The organism is Devosia sp. Root105, assembly GCF_001424865.1.
Classification (GTDB): domain Bacteria; phylum Pseudomonadota; class Alphaproteobacteria; order Rhizobiales; family Devosiaceae; genus Devosia_A.
Genome location: NZ_LMCR01000001.1, coordinates 917,822 through 943,553, shown reverse-complemented (window position 1 = coordinate 943,553; position 25,732 = coordinate 917,822). Strand labels below are relative to the sequence as shown.

At 67.1% G+C, this 25,732-nt stretch carries 25 protein-coding genes, 1 tRNA gene and 1 riboswitch; of the genes, 12 read left to right on the top strand and 14 right to left on the bottom strand.

Translation table 11 applies throughout. The annotated features are described in order from the left end of the window. The first annotated feature begins 51 nt into the window (after positions 1-51). Complete coding sequence (locus tag ASC68_RS04480) at positions 52-798, top strand: GntR family transcriptional regulator (RefSeq protein ID WP_055875310.1); 747 nt, start codon at positions 52-54, stop codon at positions 796-798. 22 nt (positions 799-820) lie between these two features. Here ASC68_RS04480 and ASC68_RS04475 read toward each other — a convergent pair whose 3' ends face one another. Then, positions 821-2,476, bottom strand: coding sequence for a Na/Pi cotransporter family protein (locus tag ASC68_RS04475; protein ID WP_082527879.1), 1,656 nt, complete (start codon positions 2,474-2,476; stop codon positions 821-823). Between the two features lie 195 nt (positions 2,477-2,671). Here ASC68_RS04475 and ASC68_RS04470 point away from each other — a divergent pair, with 195 nt between their 5' ends. Further along, the gene (locus ASC68_RS04470) at positions 2,672-2,914 is read left to right on the top strand and encodes a DUF2188 domain-containing protein (RefSeq protein WP_055875306.1); all 243 of its coding nucleotides are present in this window, start codon (positions 2,672-2,674) and stop codon (positions 2,912-2,914) included. 50 nt (positions 2,915-2,964) lie between these two features. Here ASC68_RS04470 and ASC68_RS04465 read toward each other — a convergent pair whose 3' ends face one another. From ASC68_RS04465 to hemC, 6 genes are all read right to left on the bottom strand, one after another. Then, entirely contained in the window at positions 2,965-3,147 is a 183-nt protein-coding gene (locus tag ASC68_RS04465) for a hypothetical protein (protein WP_055875303.1), read from the bottom strand. Positions 3,148-3,490: 343 nt separating this feature from the next. After that, positions 3,491-3,566: transfer RNA gene (locus tag ASC68_RS04460), tRNA-Thr, on the bottom strand. A gap of 88 nt (positions 3,567-3,654) precedes the next feature. Beyond that, positions 3,655-5,049: a heme biosynthesis HemY N-terminal domain-containing protein gene (locus ASC68_RS04455; protein ID WP_055875300.1), complete on the bottom strand. Its 1,395-nt coding sequence runs from the start codon at positions 5,047-5,049 to the stop codon at positions 3,655-3,657. After that, the gene (locus ASC68_RS04450) at positions 5,046-6,329 is read right to left on the bottom strand and encodes a hypothetical protein (RefSeq protein WP_055875297.1); all 1,284 of its coding nucleotides are present in this window, start codon (positions 6,327-6,329) and stop codon (positions 5,046-5,048) included. Before ASC68_RS04450 ends, ASC68_RS04455 begins: the two co-directional genes overlap by 4 nt. 27 nt (positions 6,330-6,356) lie before the next feature. After that, on the bottom strand, positions 6,357-7,079 hold the full coding sequence (locus ASC68_RS04445) for a uroporphyrinogen-III synthase (RefSeq protein ID WP_055875294.1): 723 nt from the start codon (positions 7,077-7,079) through the stop codon (positions 6,357-6,359). 13 nt (positions 7,080-7,092) lie between these two features. After that, positions 7,093-8,028 (bottom strand): hydroxymethylbilane synthase, encoded by a 936-nt coding sequence (gene hemC / locus ASC68_RS04440; RefSeq protein ID WP_055875291.1) that lies wholly within the window; start codon positions 8,026-8,028, stop codon positions 7,093-7,095. Between the two features lie 70 nt (positions 8,029-8,098). Between hemC and tsaD the strand changes: the two genes are divergently transcribed. The 5 genes from tsaD to ASC68_RS04415 all read left to right on the top strand — a co-directional run bounded on the left by tsaD (position 8,099) and on the right by ASC68_RS04415 (position 11,358). Continuing rightward, positions 8,099-9,157 (top strand): tRNA (adenosine(37)-N6)-threonylcarbamoyltransferase complex transferase subunit TsaD, encoded by a 1,059-nt coding sequence (tsaD, locus tag ASC68_RS04435; protein ID WP_055875288.1) that lies wholly within the window; start codon positions 8,099-8,101, stop codon positions 9,155-9,157. Beyond that, positions 9,147-10,112 carry an NAD(P)H-dependent glycerol-3-phosphate dehydrogenase gene (locus ASC68_RS04430; RefSeq protein ID WP_055875285.1) on the top strand — a complete coding sequence of 322 codons (966 nt, stop codon included), beginning with the start codon at positions 9,147-9,149 and terminating at the stop codon, positions 10,110-10,112. The genes tsaD and ASC68_RS04430 overlap by 11 nt, the downstream gene beginning before the upstream one ends. Next, complete coding sequence (locus tag ASC68_RS04425; protein ID WP_197421043.1) at positions 10,109-10,402, top strand: YciI family protein; 294 nt, start codon at positions 10,109-10,111, stop codon at positions 10,400-10,402. Before ASC68_RS04430 ends, ASC68_RS04425 begins: the two co-directional genes overlap by 4 nt. Positions 10,403-10,409: 7 nt before the next feature. Next, a complete protein-coding gene (locus ASC68_RS04420) occupies positions 10,410-10,835 on the top strand; it encodes an EVE domain-containing protein (protein ID WP_055875281.1) in 426 nt (141 codons plus the stop codon). A 97-nt stretch (positions 10,836-10,932) separates the two neighbouring features. Then, positions 10,933-11,358, top strand: coding sequence for a DUF1761 domain-containing protein (locus ASC68_RS04415; RefSeq protein ID WP_055875278.1), 426 nt, complete (start codon positions 10,933-10,935; stop codon positions 11,356-11,358). On the opposite strand, the gene ASC68_RS04410 is transcribed toward ASC68_RS04415, so the two are convergent. Genes ASC68_RS04410 through ASC68_RS04400 form a run of 3 tightly spaced genes read right to left on the bottom strand, consistent with a single transcriptional unit; the run spans position 11,355 to position 12,222 of the window. Continuing rightward, entirely contained in the window at positions 11,355-11,753 is a 399-nt protein-coding gene (locus tag ASC68_RS04410; RefSeq protein ID WP_055875275.1) for a PIN domain-containing protein, read from the bottom strand. The genes ASC68_RS04415 and ASC68_RS04410 overlap by 4 nt on opposite strands. Then, positions 11,743-11,976 (bottom strand): AbrB/MazE/SpoVT family DNA-binding domain-containing protein, encoded by a 234-nt coding sequence (locus ASC68_RS04405; RefSeq protein ID WP_055876010.1) that lies wholly within the window; start codon positions 11,974-11,976, stop codon positions 11,743-11,745. The genes ASC68_RS04410 and ASC68_RS04405 overlap by 11 nt, the downstream gene beginning before the upstream one ends. A 54-nt stretch (positions 11,977-12,030) precedes the next feature. Further along, positions 12,031-12,222, bottom strand: a complete 192-nt coding sequence (locus ASC68_RS04400; protein ID WP_055875272.1) for a DUF1674 domain-containing protein — start codon at positions 12,220-12,222, stop codon at positions 12,031-12,033. 94 nt (positions 12,223-12,316) lie between these two features. Here ASC68_RS04400 and htpX point away from each other — a divergent pair, with 94 nt between their 5' ends. The 4 genes from htpX to purH all read left to right on the top strand — a co-directional run bounded on the left by htpX (position 12,317) and on the right by purH (position 18,177). After that, a complete protein-coding gene (gene htpX, locus ASC68_RS04395) occupies positions 12,317-13,303 on the top strand; it encodes a zinc metalloprotease HtpX (protein ID WP_055875269.1) in 987 nt (328 codons plus the stop codon). Between the two features lie 4 nt (positions 13,304-13,307). Beyond that, entirely contained in the window at positions 13,308-14,606 is a 1,299-nt protein-coding gene (locus tag ASC68_RS04390) for an RsmB/NOP family class I SAM-dependent RNA methyltransferase (protein WP_055875267.1), read from the top strand. A 195-nt stretch (positions 14,607-14,801) separates the two neighbouring features. Further along, a complete protein-coding gene (locus ASC68_RS04385) occupies positions 14,802-16,436 on the top strand; it encodes a heparinase II/III family protein (RefSeq protein ID WP_055875265.1) in 1,635 nt (544 codons plus the stop codon). Positions 16,437-16,489: 53 nt separating this feature from the next. After that, positions 16,490-16,571, top strand: a riboswitch (ZMP/ZTP riboswitch). A gap of 19 nt (positions 16,572-16,590) precedes the next feature. Beyond that, positions 16,591-18,177 carry a bifunctional phosphoribosylaminoimidazolecarboxamide formyltransferase/IMP cyclohydrolase gene (purH, locus tag ASC68_RS04380; RefSeq protein WP_055875263.1) on the top strand — a complete coding sequence of 529 codons (1,587 nt, stop codon included), beginning with the start codon at positions 16,591-16,593 and terminating at the stop codon, positions 18,175-18,177. Here purH and ASC68_RS04375 read toward each other — a convergent pair. From ASC68_RS04375 to ASC68_RS04365, 3 genes are all read right to left on the bottom strand, one after another. Then, positions 18,174-18,572 carry a PIN domain nuclease gene (locus ASC68_RS04375; protein ID WP_055875261.1) on the bottom strand — a complete coding sequence of 133 codons (399 nt, stop codon included), beginning with the start codon at positions 18,570-18,572 and terminating at the stop codon, positions 18,174-18,176. The genes purH and ASC68_RS04375 overlap by 4 nt on opposite strands. Further along, positions 18,569-18,781, bottom strand: coding sequence for a type II toxin-antitoxin system VapB family antitoxin (locus tag ASC68_RS04370; protein ID WP_055875258.1), 213 nt, complete (start codon positions 18,779-18,781; stop codon positions 18,569-18,571). Before ASC68_RS04370 ends, ASC68_RS04375 begins: the two co-directional genes overlap by 4 nt. A 111-nt stretch (positions 18,782-18,892) precedes the next feature. Continuing rightward, entirely contained in the window at positions 18,893-19,831 is a 939-nt protein-coding gene (locus tag ASC68_RS04365) for a LysR family transcriptional regulator (RefSeq protein WP_055875255.1), read from the bottom strand. Positions 19,832-19,925: 94 nt separating this feature from the next. Here ASC68_RS04365 and ASC68_RS04360 point away from each other — a divergent pair, with 94 nt between their 5' ends. Then, entirely contained in the window at positions 19,926-20,819 is an 894-nt protein-coding gene (locus tag ASC68_RS04360) for an NmrA/HSCARG family protein (RefSeq protein ID WP_055875252.1), read from the top strand. A gap of 2 nt (positions 20,820-20,821) precedes the next feature. Here ASC68_RS04360 and ASC68_RS04355 read toward each other — a convergent pair whose 3' ends face one another. Continuing rightward, the gene (locus ASC68_RS04355) at positions 20,822-25,597 is read right to left on the bottom strand and encodes an NAD-glutamate dehydrogenase (protein WP_055875249.1); all 4,776 of its coding nucleotides are present in this window, start codon (positions 25,595-25,597) and stop codon (positions 20,822-20,824) included. Positions 25,598-25,732: the final 135 nt, after the last annotated feature.

The window sequence follows — 25,732 nt, the reverse complement described above, 5'->3', positions numbered from 1 at the left end:
CATGAGACGACTAATCAATTGCGTCGCCAGCCCGCCTGTTACGAGATCCCCATGCTGCAAGCCAGAACGCGCCCGCTGCTGCCCGATGTCGTCCGCTCCGAGCTGAGGCGCGCGATCATCGAAGGCGAGTTTCCGCCTGGTTCGAAACTGCCCAACGAAGATGCGCTGTGCGCCCGGTTCTCGGTGAGCCGCATCACCCTGCGCGAGGCAGTGCGCGGCCTGATCGAGGATGGTTATGTCGTCCGCCGCCAGGGCTCGGGCACCTACGTCACCGAGGGGCCGCGGCTGCGCAACTCGCTCGACACCAATTTCAGCTACACCGAATACCTCGAAAGCACTGGCCTCAGCGTCACCAAGCAGGTGCTCGGCGCTACGCGTGTCCGGGCCGATGACGCCGTGGTGGCGGCGCTGAACCTTGCCCCCGGTTCGGATGTGGTGGTGATCCGTCGCGTCCGCAGCGCCGACGGCCGGCCGGCGGTGTTCTCGATCGACAGCCTCGCCACCGACATCGCCGATGAACGCACCGATCTCGCCGCCTTCGGCGGCTCGCTCTACAAGCTCCTCGCCGACCGCGGCCACACCGTCGATCACGCCCGGGCCGTGCTGGCTCCGGTCAACGCTGACGCCGAACTGGCCGAACTTCTGAAGGTTGAGGTTGGCGCGCCGCTGCAGCACCTGCGCCAGGTCGACCACGATACGGGTGGCCGCCCGGTAATGCTGTCACTCGAATGGCATGTACCCGAAGTGATCGAGCTGCGCGTCTATCGTCGTGGGCCGGGGCCTCAGCCCACCGGCTGAGCGCTGGAGCTGAAAGCGCGCTCTAGCCCGTTGGCTTCAACCGGTGATCCAGCACTTCGCCGGCCTCCTCGAGCACCAGGTAGCCGATCGAGGCCATCAGCGAGTTGATGGTCTTCATGGCGCGCAGCGTCTCGAGGTGGAGGTTGGAGGTGGCAAGGCTCGCCTCGGTACCGTCCTTCAACCGCTGCATATGCTGGCGCTGGCTGGCCGCCACCGCCTCACGCATCCGGGTCTTTTCGACCACCAGCTTGCGCGCCTGGTTGAGGTCGCGGGTGACGAGCACGTTGCGTGCCAGCTGCATGTTCTCCACCACCTGGCTGTGCAGCTCCGCCAGCTCGCGCCAGCCGGTGGGCGAGAAAGCGAGCCGCTGTTCGCGCCGCACTTCGGCGAGCCGCAGCAGCGTCTTGGTGATGGCGTCACCGACATACTCGAGATTGACCGCGATGGCCGCGAGATCCTGCCCCCGCCGCGCGCTGTTGCTGTCCTCATTGAACTGCACCCGCGCCAGATAGAGCTTGATGTCGCTCTGCGCCTGGTCGATCGCCGCCTCCATCAGCCGGGCCTGGCGAATCTTTTCCTCATCGCCGGCCTTGTAGATCTCCATCACCGGCTCGAACATCCGGCCGACAATCTCGGCCATACGCAGCAGCTCACGGGTGGTCGAGGCCAGCGCCATGCCGGGATCGCCCACCGCTGCTTCGTCGAGACAGCTGGGCGGCACCCCGATGGCCGCCGCCGGATCGGTCGTTGCCGGCGCGCGGATCAGCCGCTCCATCAGCCGGGCCATCACGCCGGTGAGCGGCAGGCCGACGAGCAGCAGCGCCACGTTGAAGATGAGGTGCAGCCCGACCAGCTGCTGCACCGGGCTGAAGCCGGCCGCCAGCACCGAGCCGCCCAACAGCAGCACCGCCAGCGCCAGCACGGCGCCTGCGACGCGGGTCATCAGGTTCCCCGCCATCAGGCGTTTGGCTTCGATACTGCTGTTGCGCGTCAGGACGAACGGTCCGATTGCCGTGCCGATATTGGCGCCGAGCAGCAATGGCGCGGCCGCCTCGAACGGCAGCACCCCGTGCTGCGACAGCACCACCAGCAAGAGGATCGTCGCCACCGAAGAATGGAACAGCCAGGCGATCGCCGCCCCGGCCAGCAGCGCCGTCAGCGGCTCCTTGCCGAGATACTGGACCACCGCCGGCAGGACCGCGCTGTCGCCGAGTGGCGCCGTGGCCTCGCTGAGCAGCTGCAGCGACACGAAGATCAGCCCGAGCCCGACCAGCGCGCGGCCGCTCTGCTTTACCCGCCGTGACTTGCCCTTGAAGAACAGCAACCCACCCATGACCAGCAGCACCGGCGGCAGCAGGCTGAGATCGAGGCTGAGGATCAGCACCACCAGCGCCGAACCGAAATTGGCCCCGAGCACGATGGCGAGGCCGGTTGCCAGTGCGAACATGCCACGCGAGGCAAAAGCAGCAGCAAGCATCCCCGCGGCAGTAGAGCTCTGCAGCGCCAGCCCCAGCCCGGCGCCGACCGCAGCGCTGCGCACCGGCCCATCCGTCGCCCTGAGCAGCCCGGTAATCTCCGGGCGCCAGCCGCGTTCGGTGCCGGTATGCACCATATGCACCGCCCACAGCATCAGCGTCACGGCCCCCGCGACATGCAACAGGAAGAGATAGGCAGTCACTGGCAGGCCCTTTCATCTCAGGTGAGTGAGGCGCGGCGCACGCGATGGTCTGCAACGATAGGCTGCTTCGGCGCGTTCGTCATGAATCCCGCGCGAATACGAGAGATTTGAGGCGGCAAACCGGAACGACCGGCCACTGCTCGTAACAATAGGCTGCGCACCCTACATTGCCAGTGCATCTCAAGGAGAGCCGCCATGAGCACAGTAAAGTATGAAGTCGTCCAGCATGACGGAGGCTGGGCCTACAAGGTGGGCGACGTGCTGTCGGAAACCTTCCGCAGCCATGCCGCGGCGCATGAGGCGGCGGAAGCCGCTGCACGGCGCCAGCGCGTTGCCGGCGCGACCGATGGCATCGAGTATGAAGACGCCCGCGGCGTCTGGCATCAGGAAGTCGCGGAAGGCACCGACCGTCCCGACACCGAGGTCAAGGACGACTAGCGCTTCCGAACTGGAACGGCTTCACCTTTGCGGCAAGCCCCGCTGGATCGCTACTGCGAGAGCTTGCCCCTGAGCTCATCGAGCTCGAGGATGCAGCGGTCGATCTCCGACTTGAGTGACAGCCGTTCCGCCGAACTCATCGGGTTCTTGGTCCCTGGCCGGCTCTGCCCGACAATGTCGCGCAGCGTGGCGATCTCGCGCTTCAGTTTGGCAATCTCGCTCGTCGCTAGCATCGGGGCTCTCCATGACCGGGCCTTGTCGCCTGCCGGGCGGCCACTAAGCAAGCTGCAATGCTCGATCCGGCTGTAAGCCGGCGTTTGGCACGCGCTTGGCATCTTCGCTATCAAGGGCAGTGTCGTCATGAGCTTCCTCGATGCGCATTCCATCGCGTATCAGACGTCGAGCAGCGCTGCCCCGCTCACCCTGGTCGACATTGCAGCCCAAACGAAGCGGTTTGGCGTACTGGTCTCCTGCAGCTCGGGCAGGTGACCTCGCTCAGGGCCAGTCCGGCATGACCGCATAACCCGGCCTCCCGGCGCGAACCGCTGGCTGGAGAGCACTGTGATGGTGAAAGGGTGGTGCCGCATGCCGGATTCGAACCAGCGACCCCCTCATTACGAATGAGATGCTCTACCGACTGAGCTAATGCGGCCTGACCGGCGCGAGCGATGCGCCAGTGCGGGGTCTAATACAAGCGACGCCTGTCACGCGCAAGTGCGCTGACGCAGCGTTTCGAAGCATCAGGCCTCGGGCAGCGCCAGCGGCCCGCCCTGCGGCTTTTCCGGTTCGGCTGCCGCCGGCGCCGAAGCGCCCTCGGGCAGCATAGGGGTGGTGGTGCCGGTGCGCGTCGCCACTGCGCTGGTCGGCACCCGCCACTCGAACGCATCGAGCTTGCCGGTCACCGGCGACAGTGGCTCCCACTCCTCGGCGGTGATGCCGTCGGCGGTCCATACCGGATCGCGCGGCGCCCGCACGGCGCGGTTCAGCCAGTCGCGCGCCTTGCCCTTGTCGCCCGACTGGCCCTCTTCGATCTCCGCCATCAACAGGCACACCGCCTGCGAGGGGTTGGCGTTGGAGTAGCCGGCCAGCGCCTGCCGCGCCCCGACCCAGTCGAAGGCATCGATCGAGGCGCGCGCCAAGACCAGCGCGCTCGCCTTGTTGGGGGGCGGGGTATCGATCAGTTCCCCGATGCGTTTCAGCCGCTCGACGGCGGAAACGCCCGGCACCGAATTGGCGAACAGCGTCGCGATATCGGGATGCGAGGTGGCCCGCCACACTCGGCGCAGCAGGCTCATCGCCCGGCGGGCTTCGTTGCGGTTGGAGTAGATGCGGGCTGCGATCAGCGCTGCCGGCACGAAATCCGGCACCAGCTTCAGCGCGGCGAGCGCATGTTCGAGCGCCGCATGCGGGTCGGTGCCTTCGGCGAGTTGCGCCCGCGCCGCTTCAACCACCGCCTGGCGGCGGCGCTTGCGGGTCTTTTCCTCGCGCGTCACCGCCTGCTCATCGGCGATCATCCGGTAGGCATCGTCCCAACGGCCGTTGCGGGTCAAATCGTCGAACACCGCCTCGCGGGCCCATGGCGCCTGCGGCGAGATGTCGATGGCTTTCTGCGCGAAGGTCAGCGCCGCATCGGGCCGGCCCTGCTGGCGCGCCTGGTCGTAGAGGCCGGAGAGCGCGGCGAGAGCGGTCTTGCGATTGGTGATCAGCGCCCGGTAGTGCTCGCGGGCCGAATGCATGTCGCCCAGCGCCAGGTCGGCGCGCGCCTCGAGCAGTTGCGCCGCGGCATTGCGCGGCAGGTTGCCGCGCGCTTCGCGCGCCAGTTGCCGGGCCCGATTGGCGTCGCCGGCCTGCAGCGCGATGAAACCGTCCGACAGCGCCATGTAACCGGCATCCTTGCGCCGTTCGCGCGATTGCCGGGCGAGATAATAGGGCGCCGCGATGACGCGCTTGACGATGCCCCAGACGAGGATGATCAGCACCACACCCGCCACCGCGAGGAAGGCGGCGACGCCCAACCGCGGCTGCATGCGGAAATCCAGGAACTCGATGGTGAGCGTCCCCGGCAGGCTGATCAGCCAGGCGATGCCGGCGGTGACCAGGAGGCTGACGATGAGCCAGTAGGCGAGCCGGATCACGGATTGGCCTCCGCCGTCGGCGCCAGCGCCCGGTTGCGCAATTCAGCAACGAAACCCTCGGCCGCGGCGAGCTTGGTGATATCGCCCCCCGACGTGCCGGCACCGGCCTGCATCGCCGGCGGCAATTGCGCCAACAGCTCCGCCGCCGCCTTGAAATCATGCCGGCCCACGGCTGCCTCGAGCCGCGAGACGATCGCTTCGGGCGCATCACCCGCCACTTCGCCAACCGGCCTGAGGGCCAGTAGCCCCTTCATCCATTCGAGCGCATCTTCGCCCATGTCGCCGGTGCTGACGGCGGCGCGGCCGGCCAGCACGTTGGGCACCGCGGCAGTGAACTGCGCCACCACCACATCGGGCCGGGGCAGACCTTCTGCCGCCGCGGCTTCGACCGGCCCCGGTACGGCGAGGTCGGGCAGCAGCGCCTTGAGGCCGGTAAGCTCGGCGGCGAACGGCCGGCCATTGGCGATGGCGGTTTCGAGCCCCGACACCATCAGCGGCAGGCGCACTGCCGGGCCGATATCGGCGCCGCCGAGCGTCTGGTTCTGCGTCGAGATCGCCGTCTGCGTGGCCGAGACATCGCCCTTGAGGCCACTGATCGCGCTGTCGGTGGCAATCACCCGCTGGTCGAGCGCCGTCAACTGGGTGCGAAGCTCGGCGATCCCCGCCTCGATGCTGCTGATCGTTTCTGCCAGCGCCGTCGCATCGGCCGAGGAGGCGCCGGCGCCGATCGCCGTCACCCGATCCTCGAGGCCCTTGAGCTGGGTTTCGAGCGGCGCCAGGTCGACCGGTTCGGCCGCCGGCACGGCGGCGATCGCCTGCCGCATCTCGGTCAGTCCGCCATCGAGCTGCGCGATGCTGGCGTCGAGGCTGACCTCTCGGCTCTTCGCGTGCTCTTCGATGGCGGCGAGCCGGGTTTCGATCTCGTTGAGGCTGCTGTCGGTCGCATCGAGCCGCGCCGCGGGATCGGCGATCACCGGGCGCTGGTTTGGCAGCGGCAGCCAGTTGCCGAGCCCGTAGACGATCCCCGCGCCGAGCAGCGCGCCGGCGACTGCAGCAATGGAGATAGCGCTCCACGGCATGGCAAGGCGCGCCTGCGGACGTGGCGGCGGGGGCATCGGACGGACCGGCTCTTCCGCAGCAGGGGGTGTCTCGGCTGCGGCTTCTTCCGCCGCCTCGGCCGCCTTGCCGCTCGTCGTCGTCGCAGCGGCCGGCTTCTCGGCCTCCCGCGCCGTGAGCTCGATGACCGGCGGCTTGACGGGCCCCGACTTGCGTTCAGCCATGCGGCAATTCCTTGCTTGTTCCGGTCATCATGGGTTTTGGTCGCGGGCGAACGACAAGGCAAGTCCCATCATTGCCTCCTCGCTGGGATGGTCACAGAGCCCGACCCGCACGAAATGGGCATCGAGCAGCGGCGCGGCAACCGCCTCGGACAGGCAAAGCACGCCGAAGCGCGCCCGCGCCGACTTTTCCAGCCCGCGCTCCGTGAGCCGCACGAAGGTCTGCGCGGTGCGCTTGGAATAGAACAGAGCCGCCTCGATCTCGCCGGTGCTGAGCCGCTCCGCGACGCCATCGGGCAGTGCCGTTACCGGGTTCATGGCGTAGATTTCGGCGGTGATCACCATGCGCCCGAACGAGGCCAGCGATTTGCCCAGATCCGCCGACATGTCGCGTGCCGCCGGGTAGAACAGCGGCCCCGTCAGCGGCGCATGCGCCAGGAGCTCCACCAGGTCGGCGAAGGCGCCGTCGGCGCTGGTCACTGTCGCGAACCCCATGTCGCGCGCCAGCGCGGCCGTGCGGTTGCCCACTGCGTAGACCGGAAGTTGATGGTACCGAGCGAGCACGCCGCGCTCGTCCAGCGCGCGCAGCGCATTGGCGCTGGTCAGCACCAGGCCCGCAAAGCCCTTCGGCTCGGGCAGGCTCACCTCGAGTGTCTGGTGCACCAGCAATGGACACGGCACGCCCTCGATCCCGAGCGCACCGAGCCTTGCGGCGGTATCGCTCGCGTCGGGGTCTGGCCGGGTCACGAGCATTTTCAAGTCGAGCCTATCCTTTGAACTGCCGCTGGAACTCGGGCCCTGCCTGCTCCAGCAACGTCGCACCCAGTTGCGTTCCGAGTTTGGCGGCATCCGCTGCCGCACCTTCAACCGCGCCGCGATAGAATTCATGGCCGTCCGGGCTGAGGATTTCGGCGGTCAACCTGCACCAAACCCCATTCAATTCGGTAAACGCCCCGATCGGCGTTCGACACGAACCATCGAGCGTAGCGAGCAGCGCCCGCTCGGCCGCGATGGTGGTGGCGGTCGGCAAGTGGTTCAGCACGCCGACCAGTTCGGCGGTCCGCGCATCGGCTTCGCGAATCTCGATGCCGATGGCGCCCTGCGCCGGCGCCGGCAGGAACTCTCTGGGATCGAGATAGGCGGTGATCTTGTCCTGCTTACCCAGCCGGTTAAGACCCGCCACCGCCAGCAGCGTCGCATCCGCCACCCCGGCTTCGAGCTTCGCTAGCCGCGTATCGACATTGCCGCGGAACTGCACCACCTCGAGGTCGGGCCGCACCCGCAGCATCTGCGCGGCGCGGCGGATCGAGGACGAGCCGAGCTTTGCTCCCTGCGGCAGCTCGGAGACGCCTGGGTATTTCAGCGAGACGAACGCATCGCGCACGTCTTCCCGTTCGAGGAACGCCGCCAGCACCATGCCATCGGGCAACCACGACCCGAGATCCTTGCTCGAATGCACCCCGAGATCGACCTCGCCGGCGGCCAGCGCCGCCTCGATCTCACGCGAGAACAGCCCCTTGCCGCCCGCTTCACTGAGCGGCCGGTCGGTGAGCCTGTCACCGCTGGTGGTGATGACGCGGATCTCGATGCGCTCGAGCGCCACGCCATGCGCTTCGGCCAGCAGCCGCTGCGTCAGCTGCGCCTGGGCCAGCGCCAGCATGGAGCCCCGGGTCCCGATGCGGAGGAACGGCGCCGATTGCATTTCAGTTCATACCTATTGTAGGCCAAAGCCGGGCTGGGCTTACCCCTTAGACAGGTAACGGACAAGTTTGATGAGAGTGCTCGGCATCGAAACCAGCTGCGACGAAACCGCCGCCTCGATCGTCGAGCGCGATGCCAGCGGGCATGCGACCATTCTATCGAACATCGTGCGCAGCCAGCTCGAGGAGCACGCGCCCTATGGCGGCGTGGTGCCCGAACTGGCGGCGCGCGCCCATGTCAGCCATCTCGATCACATCATCGCGCGCGCTGCGGCCAGCGCCGGGATCAAGCTCAGCGAGGTCGACGCCGTCGCCGCCACCGCCGGCCCCGGCTTGATCGGCGGCGTGCTGGTTGGCCTCACCACCGCCAAGGCGATCGCCGCGGCGCTCGGCAAGCCACTGATCGCGGTGAACCACCTCGAGGCGCATGCGCTCACCGCCCGGCTAACCGACGGCATCGCCTTCCCTTACCTGATGCTGCTGGTTTCGGGCGGGCACAGCCAGTTCGTGCTGGTGCGCGGGGTCGGCGACTATGAGCGCTGGGGCACCACCATCGACGACGCGCTGGGCGAAGCCTTCGACAAGGTGGCCAAGCTCCTCGGGCTCGGCAATCCGGGCGGGCCGGAAGTAGAGAAGCTGGCGGTGCACGGCGACCCGCGTCGCTTCAATTTCCCCAAACCGCTGCTCAAGGAAGATCGGCTCGACTTCTCCTTCTCCGGTTTGAAGACCGCCGTGCGCCTCGCCGCCGAGCAGCAGGCGCCGCTGACCGACCAGGACGTCGCCGATATCTGCGCCAGCTTCCAGCGCACCGTGGCCGAAATCGTCGCCGTTCGCGCCCGCTCGGCGCTCGAAAAATACGCCGCCGAGCTCCCCGGCCAGCCGCTTCGGCTGGTCGTTGCCGGCGGGGTCGCCGCCAACCAGGCGATCGGCGCGGCCCTGCGCGAGGCGGCCGACAAGGCCGGCGCCGTGCTGATCATCCCGCCGATCCCGCTCTGCACCGATAATGGTGCCATGGTCGCCTGGGCCGGGGCCGAACGGCTGGCGCTCGGCGCCGCCGATCCGCTCGATGTCGCCGCTAAGGCGCGCTGGCCGCTCGACAGCGCCGATATGGGGCTCAACCATGGCGCTTGAACGCGTCGCCGTCGTCGGCGCTGGCGCCTGGGGCACCGCGCTGGCGCAAGCCGCCGCTATCGCCGGGCGCAGCGTGACGCTGGTCGGCCGCGACCCCACGGCGATCGACGACATCAACCGCAACCGCCGCAACAGCGCGCACCTGGGCAACCAACTGCTGTCGGACCGCATCACCGGCGCGCTGGCGCTGCCGGACGTCGACCTCGTCATCGTCGCCGTACCGGCGCAGGCGAGCCGCGCCGCGCTCAAGCCGATCGCCGCGGCCTTGGCGCACCTGCCGGTGGTACTGACCGCCAAGGGGCTTGAGCACGGCTCACTGAAGCGGCAGAGCGAAGTGCTCGCCGACGTCTCCCCCACCGCCATTCCCTATGTGCTGAGCGGCCCGAGCTTTGCCGCCGATGTCGCGGCCGGACGGCCCACCGCCGTCACCCTCGCCGGCGACGACCCCAGGGGGACCTCGGAGGTCGCCGCTGCGCTCGCCGGCCCGACCTTCCGGCTCTACGCCGCCGACGACCGGCTCGGCGTCGAGCTGGCCGGCGCGCTGAAGAACGTTTACGCGCTCGGCTGTGGCGCCGTCGACGGCGCCGGGCTCGGCGCTTCGGCCCGCTCGGCGCTGCTCGCCCGCGCCTTCGCCGAACTGACCCGCCTCGTCGTCCGCATGGGTGGCAGCGCCTCGACCCTCACCGGCCTCGCAGGCCTCGGCGACCTGACGCTGAGCTGCACCTCGACCCAGTCGCGCAACTACCGCTATGGCGTGAGCCTCGGCCGCGGCGAGAGCCCCGGCACCGACCTCGCCGAGGGGGCGCTCACCGCCCCGGTGGCTAAGCAACTGGCCGACCAACTGCTGATCGACGCCCCGCTCATCGATGCGGTAAACCTGCTGCTCGGCGGCACCACCACCATTGCAGATATCGTAGCCGGCCTCATGTCGCGGCCGCTCAAACGGGAGGAATGACTTTGCTTTATGCCTTGATCGCGCATGACCGGCCCAACGGCCTCGCCCGCCGCCAGGAAGTGCGCCCCGAACATTTGAAGCATCTCGATAGCCTCGGCAGCCGCCTGGTGCTGGCCGGCCCGTTCCTCGACGACAATGGCGACATGACCGGCTCGATCGTGGTGATCGAAGCCGAGAACCTCGAAGAGGCGCAGGCAACCTTCAGCCACGACCCGTTCGTGGTGAAGGGCGTGTTCGATCAGATCACCATCAAGCGCTGGCACCTCGGGATCAACAACACCAACAAGTGAGGCGGCGATGGCCTACTGGCTGATGAAATCGGAACCCGACGTCAATTCCTACGATGACGTGGTGGCGCGCGGCGTTCCCGAGGAGTGGCACAGCGTGCGCAACTATACCGCGCGCAACAACATGAAGGCGATGAAGCTCGGCGACGAGGCGTTCTTCTACCACTCCAACATCGGCAAGGAGATCGTCGGCATCATCAAGGTGGTGGCGCTGGCCCACCCCGATTCCACCGCCGAGCCGAACGAGAAGGGCAACATCGTCTGGGAGTGCGTCGACGTGCTGCCGGTGAAGAAACTGCCCAAGCCGGTGACACTCGAGACCATCAAGAAGACCCCGGAGCTCGCCAACATGGCGCTGGTGAAGCTCTCCCGCCTTTCCGTCGGCCCCGTCACCGAGGCCGAGTGGAAGCTGATCTGCAAGATGGGTGGGCTGTAAGCACCGGGTGTAGGGGTGGCCAGTGCGCTGGCCATCTCCCCAAATCCCCCAAATCGCCGTAAGTTCGGGTTCCGCACTAAGCGGAGGGGGATCGATCATGCATTTCGCCGTCAATTGGCTGGCCGTCGTCGTTGCCGCCGTCGCTAGCATGGGGTTTGGCGCCATCTGGTACAACGTGCTCGGCAAGCAATGGCTGAGCGCCATCGGCAAGACTCGCGAACAACTCAACCCCGCCGACTGGACGCCCTTCGCCTGGGGCTTTGCGGTGCAGCTGGTGATGGCCTACTTCATCGCGCTGATCACCCCGGCGCTGTTTGGCTCGACCGATGTGTGGAACGGCATTCTCGCCGGCGTGCACATGTGGGCCGGCTTCGTGCTCACCTTCCTGATCCTCAACCACCGCTACCAGGGCCTGCCCTGGCGGCTGACCGCCATCGATGGCGGCTATGGCCTCGCCGTGCTGGTGATCCAGGGTATCGTCATCGGCCTGTTCGGCGGCGGCGCGATGCCGGCGGCAGCCTAGCGGAACGGATTGACGATACGCAGGCGGCCGGCGATCAGCTGGCCGTGCTGCATATCTTCGGAGTAGAGCGTGGTGCAGCCGGCCTCGAGGGCCGACGCGATGATCGTTGCGTCATAGACGTGGAAAGCATGACGTTCGGCCAACTGGATGGCGGCCTCGTGCGTTGCAAGGTCGACCGAGCGGACGTCAAGGAAGCTGCGGATCAGCTGCAGCGTCTCCCTCGTTCGAGCCCAGTCATAGCCAAGCCGACGCGTCGCGACATTGGCGAACTCGTTGAGAACCTGAACGCTGGCGACACAACCCGCTGCCAGGATGCGAGCGGCGATCGGCGATCGCGCCTCCTGATCCTCCGCAAAGTAGACGAGAATGTTTGTATCGACGAAGTCAGCGCTCATTGGCTTCGTCGCGATTGAACTTGAAATCGGCTGGCAGTGTGCCGCGCATCAGTTCACGCAACCGCCGAAGCCTTTCCTCGGGACTTGCCTGTCGGATCACATCGAACTGCAGTCCCTCCACTGGCCTCAGCTCGATCTCATCGCCCTCCTTGAGATTCAGGCTGTCTACCACGTCCGTGGGGATGCGAACCGCCAAGCTGTTTCCCCATTTCGAGACCTTCATCCGGAACTCCATGATATACATCGACCTCACGTATATCATGCGGGAACGACGAGATCAAAAGTCCGCGGTCAGGCCTTTGATTTCCCAGTCGCCGTAGCGGGCCGGATCGAGCCCGCCGCGGCCGCCTTTCTCGCGCTTGCCGGCGGCTGCCTTAGCGTCGATTTCGGCGCGGCGGGCCGCGGCCTCGTCGAGCGCCCGCTGCGCTGCGGGGCTGAGGGGAGGCTTCGCTTGTGGGGTTTCGTCCATCAGGTTACCGTTTCGACATGGTCCTTGTGGGGAACCCCACGCCATCCCATGTAATTTCAGTTCAGACGCTCACGAGGTACAAGACTTAACGGCAATGCTCAACTTCCTCCGCACTTCGGTCCTGCTCGCTGTCCTCACCGCCATCTTCATGGCGGTCGGCTACTTTGTCGGCGGCACCGGCGGCATGTGGATCGCCTTCATCATTGCCGCGCTCACCAACCTCTTCGCCTACTGGAACTCCGACAAGATGGTACTGCGCATGCAGAACGCCGTCGAAGTCGATCCGCGCTCCCAGCCCGACCTTTACAACACGGTCGAGGCGCTCTCGCAGCGCGCCGGCATCCCGATGCCAAAACTCTACGTCATCAACACCGAGCAGCCCAACGCCTTCGCCACCGGCCGCAACCCGCAAAACGCCGCGGTTGCCGTCTCGGCCGGGCTGCTGCGCTATCTCGAGCCGCGTGAAGTCGCGGCGGTGGTGGCGCACGAGCTGGCGCATATCCGCAGCCGCGACACGCTGACCATGACGATGACCGCCACCATTGCCGGCGCCATCTCGATGCTGGCGCAGTTCGGCCTGTTCTTCGGCGGCGGCAATTCGCGCGATAACCCGCTCGGGCCCATCGGCGTGCTGATCGCGGTGATCGTTGCGCCGATCGCCGCGGCTTTGGTGCAGATGGCGGTGAGCCGCACCCGCGAGTACGAGGCCGACAAGGACGGCGCCGAGATCTCCGGCGACCCGCTGGGGCTCGCTTCGGCGCTCAACAAGATCAGCCAGCTGGCGCGGCAGACCGTCAACGTCCCGGCCGAGCGCAACCCGGCGCAGGCCCACATGTACATCTTCAACCCGCTCAACGGGCAGCGCATGGACAACCTGTTCTCGACCCACCCCAACGTCGAGAACCGCATCGCCCAGCTGCAGCGCCTCGCTGGCGAAATGCAGGTCGATCGCACCGGCCGGCGGCCCGTGCCGCAACCCGCGGCCGACGATACCGTCCCCCGCAATACCGGCGGCGGTTGGCGCGTCCCCTCGACAGGCTCGAGCGAGAATGGCAATAGCTCGCGCGGACCCTGGGGCTGAGCCGTTGAAGAAACAGAAACACCCGCCTGGACTGAAGCTGAGGCTGCTCGCGGCCGACCGGCTCGATCAGGTACTCAAGGGGGCGAACTTCGCCCCCTTTTCGCACGCCGAGATCGAGGATGGTCGCGACCGGGCGCTGGCCAACAAGCTGGTGACGGTGGCGCTGCGCCGCCACGGCCAGCTCAACCTGATGATCGCGAGATTCCTCGACCGCGGCATCCCGAAGAAATCTGGGCCATTCGAGGCCATCCTTCGATTGAGCTTGGCGCACCTGGTGTTCCTGCCCGAACTGGGTGACCACAGCGCCATCTTCCTCGCCGTCGAGGCCAGCAAGCGCGACACCCGTAGCCAGCACCTCGGTAAGCTGATGAACGCCGTGCTGCGCCGCGCCCAGGGCGAGGCGCATGCGCTGCGCCACCTGCCCTACCAGGCGCTGTTCCCCGAAACCCTCGGCCCGCTGTGGCGCGACAGCTATGGCGAGGAGGCGCTCGAGGACTTTGCCGACGCCCTGCTCGACGGCGCGCCGCTCGATCTGACGCTCAAGTCGGTCGAACCCGAACTGATCGAGGCGCTCGGCGCCGCCCCGGTGCTCGCCGACACCGTCCGCATCGACGAGCGCGACCGCCCGGTCGAGGCCCTGCCCGGCTTCGAAGCAGGCCGCTGGTGGGTGCAGGATGCCGCCGCCGCCATCCCGGCGCGGCTGCTGCAGCTCAAGCCGGGCGCTCGCGTCCTCGACCTCTGCGCCGCCCCCGGTGGCAAGACCGCGCAGCTGGTCAATGCCGGCTACGCCGTCACTGCCATCGACAACGAGCCCGACCGCGTCGCCCGTATGGCGCAGAATTTTGCGCGTCTCGCCATGACGCCGGAAGTCGTTACCGCCGATGCGCTGAGTTGGGAGCCCGCCCAGAAGTTCGACGGCATCCTGCTCGACGCGCCCTGCTCCGCAACGGGCACCTTCCGGCGCCACCCGGAGGTGATCTGGCACCGCAATGCCGCCGATATCGCCGGGCGCGTCGCCCTTCAGCGCCGGTTCATCGAACGCGCGCTAGGGTGGCTTACTCCCGGTGGCGTGCTGGTCTACTGCGTCTGCTCGCTCGAACCCGGCGAAGGCGAGGAGCAGGCCCGCTGGCTCGCTGCCCGCGACGACGTCGTGCCCGCTCCCATCGGCGCCGACGAACTGCCCGGCCTCCCCGAGGCCATCACCCCAGAGGGGTTCATCCGTACCCACCCCGGCATGCTGGTTCCTGGGGATAAGGGCGGCACCCTCGATGGGTTCTTCGTTGCACGCTTCCGGCGTGGCTAGAGCGAGATCAGGAAAAGTTGCAGACTTTTCCTCCTCGGACCCGATCCGGGGATCGATCTCGCGGCAAACAGGGAATGGAGCGGAGTGCGATTCAGCGAAACGCAATCCTCTTCCAGGTAACTTGGCTGGCCCTTGGCAAGTCGTCCGCGCGGGCCTATCAGAGCCCGCCGGCCAAACGTATGTGAGGACGTAGACTTGGCACATTCGCTGCGTTTCCTCGCACGCCGCACCTTGCTGTCCGCGGCCGATCACGTCGTCACCAATCCGCTGATCCGCTGGACCTGGACCGGCCCGAGCAATGACGACCTGATCGGCGCGCTGGCCGAGTTCCGTCCCACCGACCGCGAAACCATCCTCGAGATGATGCAGGGCCGCTACCTGCTGGCGAGTAAGCTCGTCGACACGCACGGTGTCTCGCCGTTTTCGCTCGAAGTCGACCACGACGACTGGCAGGACGACCTGCAGGCCTTCGCCTGGTTGCGCCATTTCCGTGATGCCCGCACCGACGAGGAGCGTCGCTTCGCCCGCACCATGACGCTCGACTGGATCGGGCGCGAGGGCCATTTCGACCGCGATAGCTGGAGTCCGGCGCTCACCGCCCGCCGCGTGCTGAACTGGCTGCGGCACTACAACCTGCTCGTCGAGGGCGCCTCGCTCGAGCAGACCCAGCAGATCGCCCGCTCGCTCTCTACCCAGATCTCGTCGCTGAAGATCCGGGCGCTGCTCGCCACCGATCCGGTGGATGCGCTGCTCGTCGCCATCGCGCTGGTCGGCGTGGCGCTGTGCTCCGACCGGCCCAATTCCGAAGTCGAGGCGCGGGTGCGGCACGTGCTGAACCTCGTCGACACCCAGATCGACGAGGACGGGCTGCACCGTACCCGCTCCGCCAAGATCCAGATCCAGCTGTTGATCGAGCTCATCACCATCAAGCTGGCGCTGCGCCGCGACCACGAGCAGGCCTCGCGCGACCTCGAAGAGCTGACCGAGAGCATGCATCGGGCGCTCGACGCCATCTCGCTCGGCACCGGGGAGCCCGCCTATTTCAACGGCACCGGCCAGATGCCGCATGACCTGATCGTCGCCATCCAGGCGCAGAGCGCCGCCCGCGCCCGCCAGACCGGCACCGCCGGCGGCTATGGCCGCCTGATCGCCGGCCGCTCCATCGTCGTTGCCGATTCAGGCCTCGTCGCCGATCCCGAGTTCACTGCCCACGCTCATGCCAGCGCCATGGCCTTCGAGTTCAGCCACGGCCGCGACCTCGTGGTCTGCAATTGCGGCCCGGCGCCATCCGACTATGACGACGCGCTGCTGTTCCGCCAGGGCATCGCCCATTCGGCGCCTACCATCAACGCCCAGTCGGCCGCAGCGATCGCGCCGTCCGGTCCATTGGCCGGACGCCTGATCCAGCTCGGCCGCCCCAGCGAAATCGAGGCGCGCAGTGCCGATGACACGCTGATCATCACCTCGCATGGCTATGCCGAGCGCTTCGGCGTCACCCTCGAGCGCCACCTGACGCTGCTCGCTGAGGGCAAGACCCTCGTCGGGCAGGATCGCTTCGTGCGTCATCGCAGCCGGGTCTCCGGTGCCGCCGCCATCCGCTTCCACCTCGCCCATCAGACCGAGGTGCAACTGACCGACGACCTGATCCGCCTGCGCCTCAACTCTGGCGCGGTCTGGACTTTCCTCTGGGAGGGCGCCGAGATGCGGATCGAGGACAGCGTCCGGCAATCCGCCTATTTCGGCTTCCATCGCACCAAGCAACTGGTGCTCGATACGCTCGTCTCCGACGCCAGCGAAGTGAGCTGGATTTTTACCCTCGAGGAGAACTGACCGGGTATCTTTCCCGAATACCTTCCCAACGTCGGCCGTTTCTGCAATAAGGCCCGCGTTCGCGCGACTGGCGAGAAGAGATGGGCCACCATCGGGGAACGCGAACGACAGCTGCCGCTCGCCTGGGCCCCCCTTCAACCGTGACGGAGCCCCCATGTCCAACGCCATTGTTCCCATCAAGCGCGCCCTCCTCAGTGTCTTCGACAAGACCGGGATGGCCGATTTCGCCAAGGCGCTGGCCGGGCTGGGCGTCGATCTGGTTTCGACCGGCGGCACCTCCAAGCTCATCGCCTCGACGGGCGCCGCCGTGCGGGACATCTCCGATCTCACCGGCTTCCCCGAGATGATGGATGGCCGGGTGAAGACGCTGCACCCCAAAGTGCATGGCGGGCTGCTCTCGGTGCGCAACAACCCCACCCACCAGGCCTCGATGGACGAGCACCAGATCGGCGCCATCGACCTCGTGGTGGTCAACCTCTACCCGTTCGAGCAAACCATCGCCAAGGGCGCCTCCTACGACGAGGCCATCGAGAACATCGATATCGGCGGCCCGGCGATGATCCGCTCGGCGGCCAAGAACCACGCCTATGTCACCGTCATCGTCGACCCCGCCGACTATGACGCGGTGCTCGAGCACATCCGCGCCTCGGGCGGCGTGCCCTATGAGCTGCGCCAGCGTCTTGCCGCCAAGGCCTATGCCCGTACCGCCGCCTATGACTCGGTGATCTCGAGCTGGTTCGCCAGAACCCTCGACTATGCCGAGATGCCGTATCGCTCCTTCGCCGGCCGGCTGAAGGAGGTGATGCGCTATGGCGAGAACCCGCACCAGTGGGCCGCCTTCTACACCACCGGCGAGCAGCGCCCCGGCGTCGCTACCGCCCGCCAGGTGCAGGGCAAGGCGCTGAGCTACAACAACCTCAACGACACCGACGCCGCGTTCGAGCTGGTGTCGGAGTTCGACCCGGCGGTGCCGGCCGTCGCCATCATCAAGCACGCCAACCCCTGCGGCTTCGCCATAGGCAAAACGCTGATCGAAGCCTATCAGCTGGCCCACCGCACCGACCCGGTTTCGGCCTTCGGCGGCATCGTGGCGTTGAACCAGACCATCGACGGGCCGACCGCCACCGAGATCGTCAAGGTGTTCACCGAGGTGATCGTCGCGCCCGACGCCACCGAGGAGGCGATCCGCATCATTGCGGCGAAGAAGAACCTCCGCCTGCTGCTGACCGGCGCGCTTGCCGACCCCAAGGCCGGCGGCCTGACGGTGAAATCGCTGGCTGGGGGCCTCTTGGTGCAGGGTCGCGACGACCGCAATGTCGATGACACCGAGTTCAAGGTGGTGACCAAAAAGCAGCCGACCGAAGCCGAGCTGCGCGACCTGAAGATCGCCATGAAAGTCGCCAAGCACGTCAAGTCGAACGCCATCATCTACGTCAGGGACGGCGCCACTGTCGGCATCGGCGCCGGCCAGATGAGCCGGCTCGATTCAAGCCGCGTCGCGCATCGGAAGGCCATCGACGCCGCCGAAGCCGCCGGCATCGAAGGCGCGCTCACCGCCAACTCGGTCGTCGCCTCCGACGCCTTCTTCCCGTTCCCCGACGGCATGCTGGCGGCGGTCGAAGCCGGCGCCACCGCAGTGATCCAGCCCGGCGGCTCGATGAACGACCAGGCGGTAATCGATGCGGCGGACGCCGCCGGCATCGCCATGATCATGACCGGGATGAGGCACTTCCGGCACTAGTGGGGGCGATACACCCGCAGGCCGAGCAGCTTCTCAAAATGCTCGAAGTCGCAATCCTGGTGCAGTAGATGGTGGCCGTGCACCATGCAAAAAGTCGCGATGATCAGGTCTGGCGTCTTGCGGAGCGCGATACCGCGGCGGCGCAGCGTACGAAAGTTCCGCGCCGCCGCAACGGCCACTGGCTCATCGAGCATCGTGGTCAGGCCGTAGTTCAGCAGCGCGTTCTCCAGCACTGCCGCGTCGCGTTCATTGGCAATACCCTGCAGCACTTCGAGTGCGACCAGATCGCCAATGACCAATTCATGTTCGGCCTCAAGGGCGCGCATGAAGCGGGTGGCCGGAGTTGCTTCGTCTCGCAAATCAGCGATAAACACCGAACTGTCGACGACGATCACTTCTTGGCAACAATTGTCGAGCCGCCTCGGATCTCGTCGAGATCGCCATCCCAACCGATACCACGCAGTGACTCCATTGCCTTGCGCAGCCGGTAGGTCTTGGCGACGCGCGTCAGCGCCTCTTCGACGGCCGCCTTTTTCGTTGTCGTCCCGGTGACCTTCATCACCTCGGCAATCAACTCGTCATCAATGTCGATGTTGGTGCGCATCACACCCTCGATGTGTATGATTGAACCATAATATACACATCGCGGGTCTACGCCTTGCCAACCCCAGTCGACCGCCGCCCGTTGCGGCGGCTGGCATCGTGGAGCGCACGTCTAGCTGGCCGCAGAAAGCTCCAACGCCTCCGGCGCGCAGCCCTCGCGCGCCGCGGCCCGGCCCAGCCGCTCGGCGGCGCGTTCGACGAAAGCCTTGACCGCCGGCGACAGGTGCCGGCTCGAGGGGTAGAGCGCGTAAACGCCGCCCACCGCCGACGCATAGTCGGGCAGCACGCGTTGCAGCCGACCGTCGGCAATGGACGGCGCCGCCGCCGAGGCCGGCAACTGCGCGATCCCAAAACCCCTGAGCACCGCCGCCGTGGCGATCTCCATGGTGTTTGCCGCGATGCGGCCGCTGACCGCAACCGTCTCTGTCCCGTCGGGTCCTTCCAGCACCCACTGCGCCCCTGCGATGGCCGACCCGGCAATGATGCAATCATGCGCCCTGAGGTCCGCGGGCAGTTTCGGCTCTCCCCGCTTCGCCAGATACTCGGGACTGGCGCACAGCACCTTGTGCGATGCTCCGAGCTTGCGCGCCACCAGCGTCGAGTCGCTGAGCGATCCGGTGCGGAAAGCGATATCGATGCCGGCTTCGACGAGATTGAGCCGGTCGTCGGTGAGCAGCAGCTCGACGCTGGCCTTTGGGTAGGTAGCGAGGAACTCGAACACCGTCTGCATCAGGAAGAACCCGGCAAAGCCGACCGGCGCCGAGACGCGAATGATTCCTGACGGTTCTGCCCGCGCCTCGGCCAGCTGCTCGTTGGCCGCCTCGATGCTGCGCAGCGCCGCACTGCTCTGCTCATAGTAGACCCGCCCGACATCGGTCGGCCTCAGGCTGCGGGTGGTCCGGTGCAGCAACCGCACCCCAACCTGCCGCTCGAGCTCGGCGACCCGGCGGCTGACGCTGGTCTTGGGCAGCCCGAGCAGCCGGGCGGCGCCGGTGAAACTGCCGGCCTCGACCACCCGGGCAAAGATCGCGACGTCGTTCAGGTCGACCATTGTAGCTCCCAACGGTACGATGTTTCCTGACTATAGCTCGTTGTCGCTCAATCCGTCAGTACCGAAATCTCCGGGACCAAACTCGGAGATCGAAATGACCACCAACAAGACCATCCTCGTTACCGGCGCTACCGGCCAGCAGGGCGGTTCAGTCGCCCGAGCCCTACTCGGCAAGGGTCACGCGGTGCGCGCCCTGACCCGCACCCCCGGGACCGAGGCCGCGCGCCGCCTCGCCGCGGCCGGAGCCGAGATCGTTGCCGGCGATTTCAGCGACCCCGGTTCGGTCGAGCGCGCCGCTCGTGGCGCCGACGCGATGTTCGTCGTCACCAGCTTCTGGGGCAATGGCCCCGAAGTGGAAACCGAGCAGGGCATCGCCGCGGTCCAGGCCGCCAAGGCAGCCGATGTCGGGCACCTGGTGTTCTCCTCGGTCGCCGACGCCAACAAGGCCACCGGCATCCCGCATTTCGAGAGCAAGTATCGCGTCGAGCAGGCGATCACTGCGCTCGGCATCCCCCACACCATCGTTGCGCCCGTCGCCTTCATGGAAAACGTGGTGGCGCCATGGGGTATCGAAGCGCTGCGCAACGGCGTCTATGCGTTCGGGCTGCCGGCCCAGCGCAGCAACCAGCTGATCGCCGTCGCCGATATCGGCGCCTTCGTTGCCGCGGTGATCGAACGCGGCGCCTCGCTGTTCGGCAAGCGCTTCGACATCGCCGGCGACCAGCTCTCCGGCACCGATCAGGCCGCCACCCTCGCGCGCGCCACCGGCCGGCCGGTGCACTACCAGGAGATCCCTCTCGCCGCGGCGCGGCAGCAGGATCCCGAGAGCGCCATCATGTTCGAATGGTTCGACCGCGTCGGCTACGACGTCGATATCCCGGCGCTGCACCAGGCCTTTCCCGAGGTCCGCTGGCACGCCTTCGACGCCTGGGCGCGCGATTTCGACTGGTCAGTCCTCGCTGCACCGTCGCAAGCCGCCAACGGCTGAGCTCAGGCGCTCCTTGCCAGGTCCCCGAGCAGGCCGGCAGCGACCGAGAGGCGCGACACCGTCATCTCGCCCTCGGTCAGTCCTTGCACCGCGTCGGCCACCCGGGCGATCGCTTCGGGATGGCCGTCGCGCCAGGCCTTGAGCCGGGTATCGACCGCCCCGTTATTGGTCGCCAGCGCATCGGCCGTCAGGTCGCGCTGCGCCCTGAGCAAGTTGGCGAGCGCCCTGTCGAGCGCCATGCGGTCGAACTTGTCGCCCAGCACAATGGCATTGCCCTCTTCGATCACCCGGCCAAGCTTGAACGTATCGAGCACGCCGAAAAAGGCGATGGCGGTATCGGCCACCGGCGTCCGCGTCCGCTCGGCCACCAGGACGATATCGGTGCCGAGCGACAGCACCGGCAATTCGGCGAAGCGCCGCGCCATCTCGCGCTTCACCCCGGCAGCTTCGAGCCGCGCCGTGCGCTCGCCGATGGTGTTTTCCAGATAGCTGCCGAGCAGCCCGCCGATCATCGCCCGTACCTGGGCGATGCCATCCTGGTAGCGATCGACCAGCGGCCTCAGCCCATGCTCGAACCGCCCGTTCCTCAAAAACCACAGCGTCTCGCGCTTCAGCAGCGCCTGCACTTCGGCATAGAGCGTCAGCTGGGTCTTGCCCGGCACGGTACCGTCGAGCCCGTCGATATCGCGGTTGAGATCCGGCGTGCCATAGACGTCGCGCGCCGCGGCATAGGCCGCCGCCACCTGCCCGGCATCGGCGCTCGAAGCCGCCATCATCTCGTTGACGAAGCCCGGCCCGCCGCGGTTGATCATGGCATTCGACAGCACCGTGGCGATCACCTCGCGGCGCAGCCGATGGTTGGTGACAGTATCCTCAAAAGTCTCGATCAGCCGGTCGGGGAAATAGCGATAGAGCTCGCGCCCCAGATACGGATCGTCCGGCACCCCGGTCTTCAGCAGGTCCGCATTGGCGACGTTCTTGGCATAGGCGAGCAGCACCGCCAGTTCCGGCCGGGTCAGCCCCTTGCCGCCCTGCGCCCGATGCCGCAGCGCCGCGTTGTCGGGCAGGAACTCCACCGCCCGGTGCAGCTCGCCCGAGGCTTCCAGCCCCTCGATCAGCGCCACATGCTCGGGGAAAGCCGCGAGCCCGCGCGCTTCCTCAACGCTCAGCGCCAATGTCTGCAGGTAATTGTTCTTCAGGCACAGCGCCGCCACCTCGTCGGTCATCGAAGCGAGGAACTCGTTGCGCACCTGCGTGGTCAGCTGCCCGGTGCGAGTGAGCGCACCGAGCGCGATCTTGATGTTCACCTCGAGGTCGGACGAGTTCACCCCGGCCGAATTGTCGATCGCATCGGTGTTGATCCGCCCGCCCTTCAGCGCGTACTCGACCCGGCCGAGCTGCGTCACTCCGAGGTTAGCGCCCTCGCCCACCACCAGCGCCCGGATCTCGGCGCCGGCGATGCGCACCGCATCGTTGGCCTTGTCGCCCGCCTGCGCCTCGGTCTCGCTGCTGGCTCGCACATAGGTGCCGATGCCGCCGAACCATAAGAGGTCGACCTGCGCCTTGAGGATGGCGCGGATCACGTCGTTGGGCGTCACCGCGTCGGAGTTGAGCCCCAGCGATTTCCGCGCCTCGGCGAATAGCGGCACCGTCTTGACGCTGCGCGAATAGACCCCGCCGCCCTTCGACAACAGCTCGGGGTTGTAATCCTGCCAGCTGGAGCGCGGCAGCTCGAACAGCCGCTGCCGTTCGGCAAGGCTCACCGCCACATCCGGGTCCGGATCGATGAAGATGTCGCGATGGTCGAACGCCGCGATCAGCCGCGTCTGCGGCGACAGCAGCATGGCGTTGCCGAACACGTCGCCACTCATGTCGCCGACACCGACCACGCTGAACGGCGTCGTCTGGATTTCGCGGTCGAGCTCGCGGAAGTGCCGCTTCACCGCCTCCCAGCCGCCACGCGCCGTGATCCCCATCTTCTTGTGGTCGTAGCCGGCCGAACCGCCCGAGGCGAAGGCGTCGCCGAGCCAGAAATCGCGATCAACCGCAATGGCGTTGGCGGTGTCGGAAAAGCTCGCCGTGCCCTTGTCGGCGGCCACCACCAGGTACGGATCGTCGCCGTCGCGCCGGATCACGTCGGGTGGCGGCACCACGGTATCGACCTCGAGATTGTCGGTGACGTCGAGCAGTGTCGAGACGAAGATCTTGTAGCAGACCGTCCCCTCGCGCAGCACCGTCTCGCGATCGGCTCCGACAGGCGTCTGCTTGGGCACGAACGCGCCTTTCGCGCCCACCGGCACGATAATGGCGTTCTTCACCTGCTGCGCTTTCACCAGCCCCAGCACCTCGGTGCGGAAATCCTCCGGCCGGTCCGACCAGCGCAAGCCGCCGCGGGCGATCGGTCCGAAACGCAGATGCAGGCCCTCGACCCGCGGCGAATAGACGAAGATCTCGCGATAGGGCTTTGGCTCCGGCAGCGCCTCGACCTTGGCGCAGTCGAACTTCAGCGCCAGCGCCGGCCGCCGCGCTCCCGACTGGTCGCGCTGGTAGGCATTGGTGCGCACCACAGCTTCGGTGAGGTTGAGGTAGCGGCGGAGGATGCGATCCTCGTCGAGCGAGGTGGTGGCTTCCACCGCTGCCGCGATGATCTCGCGCGCCTCGGCCGTGGCGCGCTTGCGGTCGCCGGCGAAATGCGGGTCGTTCTCGGCGTGGAACAGCGTCACCAGCGCCGTCGAGACATCGACATGTCGCGCCATCACCGAATTGAGGTAGTCGCGCGAATAGGGGATGCCGACCTGCTTGAGGTAGCGGGTCAGCGCCCGCAGCACCTCGACATCGTCCCAGCCGAGCCCGGCCTTCAGCGTCAGCTGGTTGAGCCCGTCGCTTTCCGCTTCCCGCCGCCATACCGCGAGAATAGCGGTTTCGATCTTTTCGCTCAGCGCCCGGTCATCGAGGTCGAGCCCGTCATCGGCCTCGAGCAGCATGTCGTGCACATAGGTCTCGGCGTCATGCAGCGGCTTGACCGTAAAGGTGTCCTCGTCGATCACCCGGAAGCCGAAATTCTCCAGCATCGGCACGCGGTCGCTGAGCGCGATCGGGCTGCCGCGGTGGTAGACCTTCAGCCCCATGGCGCTGCGGCCCTCGCGGGCCCCGAGCCGGAGCGCAATCGCTCGCTCGTCCGGCAGCAGCCGGATCACCGCGATATCGCCAAGCGCCGCCTCGGCGGAGTGCACCGCCTGATAGTCGGGCGGGAAGGCCTCGAGATAGTCGGCGATGGCGGCAGTATCCTGCGCCGCCGCCACCAGCCGGTCGCCGAAGGTGCGGATGCGCTCCGCCACCCCCGCCTCCAGCTCGTCGCGGCTCGGCGTCGGTGTCACCCCACCGTTGCGCCCGATGATGAAGTGCACCCGGACCAGTTCGCCTTCGGGGAAGCTCGGATAGAACGCCGAAACCCGCCCCTCATAGATTTGCGCCAGATAGCTGCCGATCACCGCCCGGACGTCGGAATCGTAGCGGTCGCGCGGCACGAACACGAGCACCGAGACGAAGTTGTCGAAGCGGTCGATGCGGCTCAGCACCCGCACCCGCGGCCGGTCGACGAGGCTAGCGATGATGGTCGCGAACTCGTAGAGCTGCGGCTCGGAGATCTGGAACAGCTCGTCGCGCGGAAACGTATCGAGCGCATTCATCAAAGCCTTGCCGGCATGGCTCTGCGGGTCCTGCCCGGCTTCGCGCAGCACCTCGGTGATTTTCTTCCTGATCAGTGGCACGTCGGTATTGGGCGCCGCCAGCGACATCGAGGTGAAGAGCCCGAGGATCCGCAGCTCACCCGAAATGGCGCCCTCGCGGTCGTAGAGCTTCACCCCGACATAATCCATGTAGGCGCGCCGGTGCACCCGCGAGCGGATATTGGCCTTGCTGACCATGATCGGCGCCGGCTCGGCGAGGAAGGCGAAGTGCTGCTCCGTCATCTCGACATAGTTGGGCCCCGAGCGCAGGAACAACACGCTCGGGTCCTCGAGGATGCCGAGCTCGCTGTCATGCACCGGCACGAGCCTGGCCGGTGTCGCGACGCCATCGACCTCCGTGGCCGGCTCGAGCTTATATTCCCGCATGCCGAGGAAGGTGAAATTGTGCTCGGCCAGCCAGCCGAGGAAGTGCATCGCCTCGGCCACCTGGGCCGGGGGCGCCTTGGGGGCGTGAGCGTGCCAGTCGGCCATCGCCTTCTTCACCCGCGCCAGCATCGGCCGCCAGCCGGCGACCGCCCGGCCGACATCGGTAAGCGTATCGTCGATTTCGCCCTTCAGCGCCTCGCGCAGCACGATATCGGCGAGCGGCTCGATCTCGATATGGAGGAAGCTCTCCAGCCGGCTGCCCGGCGTCGGCACGTCGAGCACCCGGTAGGTCGCCGGATCGAACTGCAGCACCGGATGGGTGATGAAGCGGATCACCCCGCCCCGCGCCCGGATCGCCGCCAGCACGCTATCGACGATGAACGGCATATCGGCCGAGAACACCTCGACGATCTCGAGCTCGCCCGGCTGTTCCGGCGGCACCACATAGACATTGTGGCTGGCGAGCTCGCGTTTGCCCAACCGGCCGTAGGATTTGCGGAACGTCGCCTCCAGCACATCGACCGGATGCATGGCGAGGTCTTCGGGATCGGTCGCCTCGGCCACTGCCCTGAGGAACCGTGCAAAGCTTGGCTCCGACGACTGGTAGCCCTCTGCCCGCGCGATCAGCGCCGCACGCGTATCGACAGCTGCCGCCTCATTCATCGCCTGACTCCCCGTCCCCCAGTGGCGGGACTCTGCGTCCGGCCGCCGCTGTTGTCGAGTGGCCACAACACAAGACGATGACGGTAAGACCTTGTGAGCATCCCCCTGCCATAGTCCGCGAACCCTCTCGTCGAC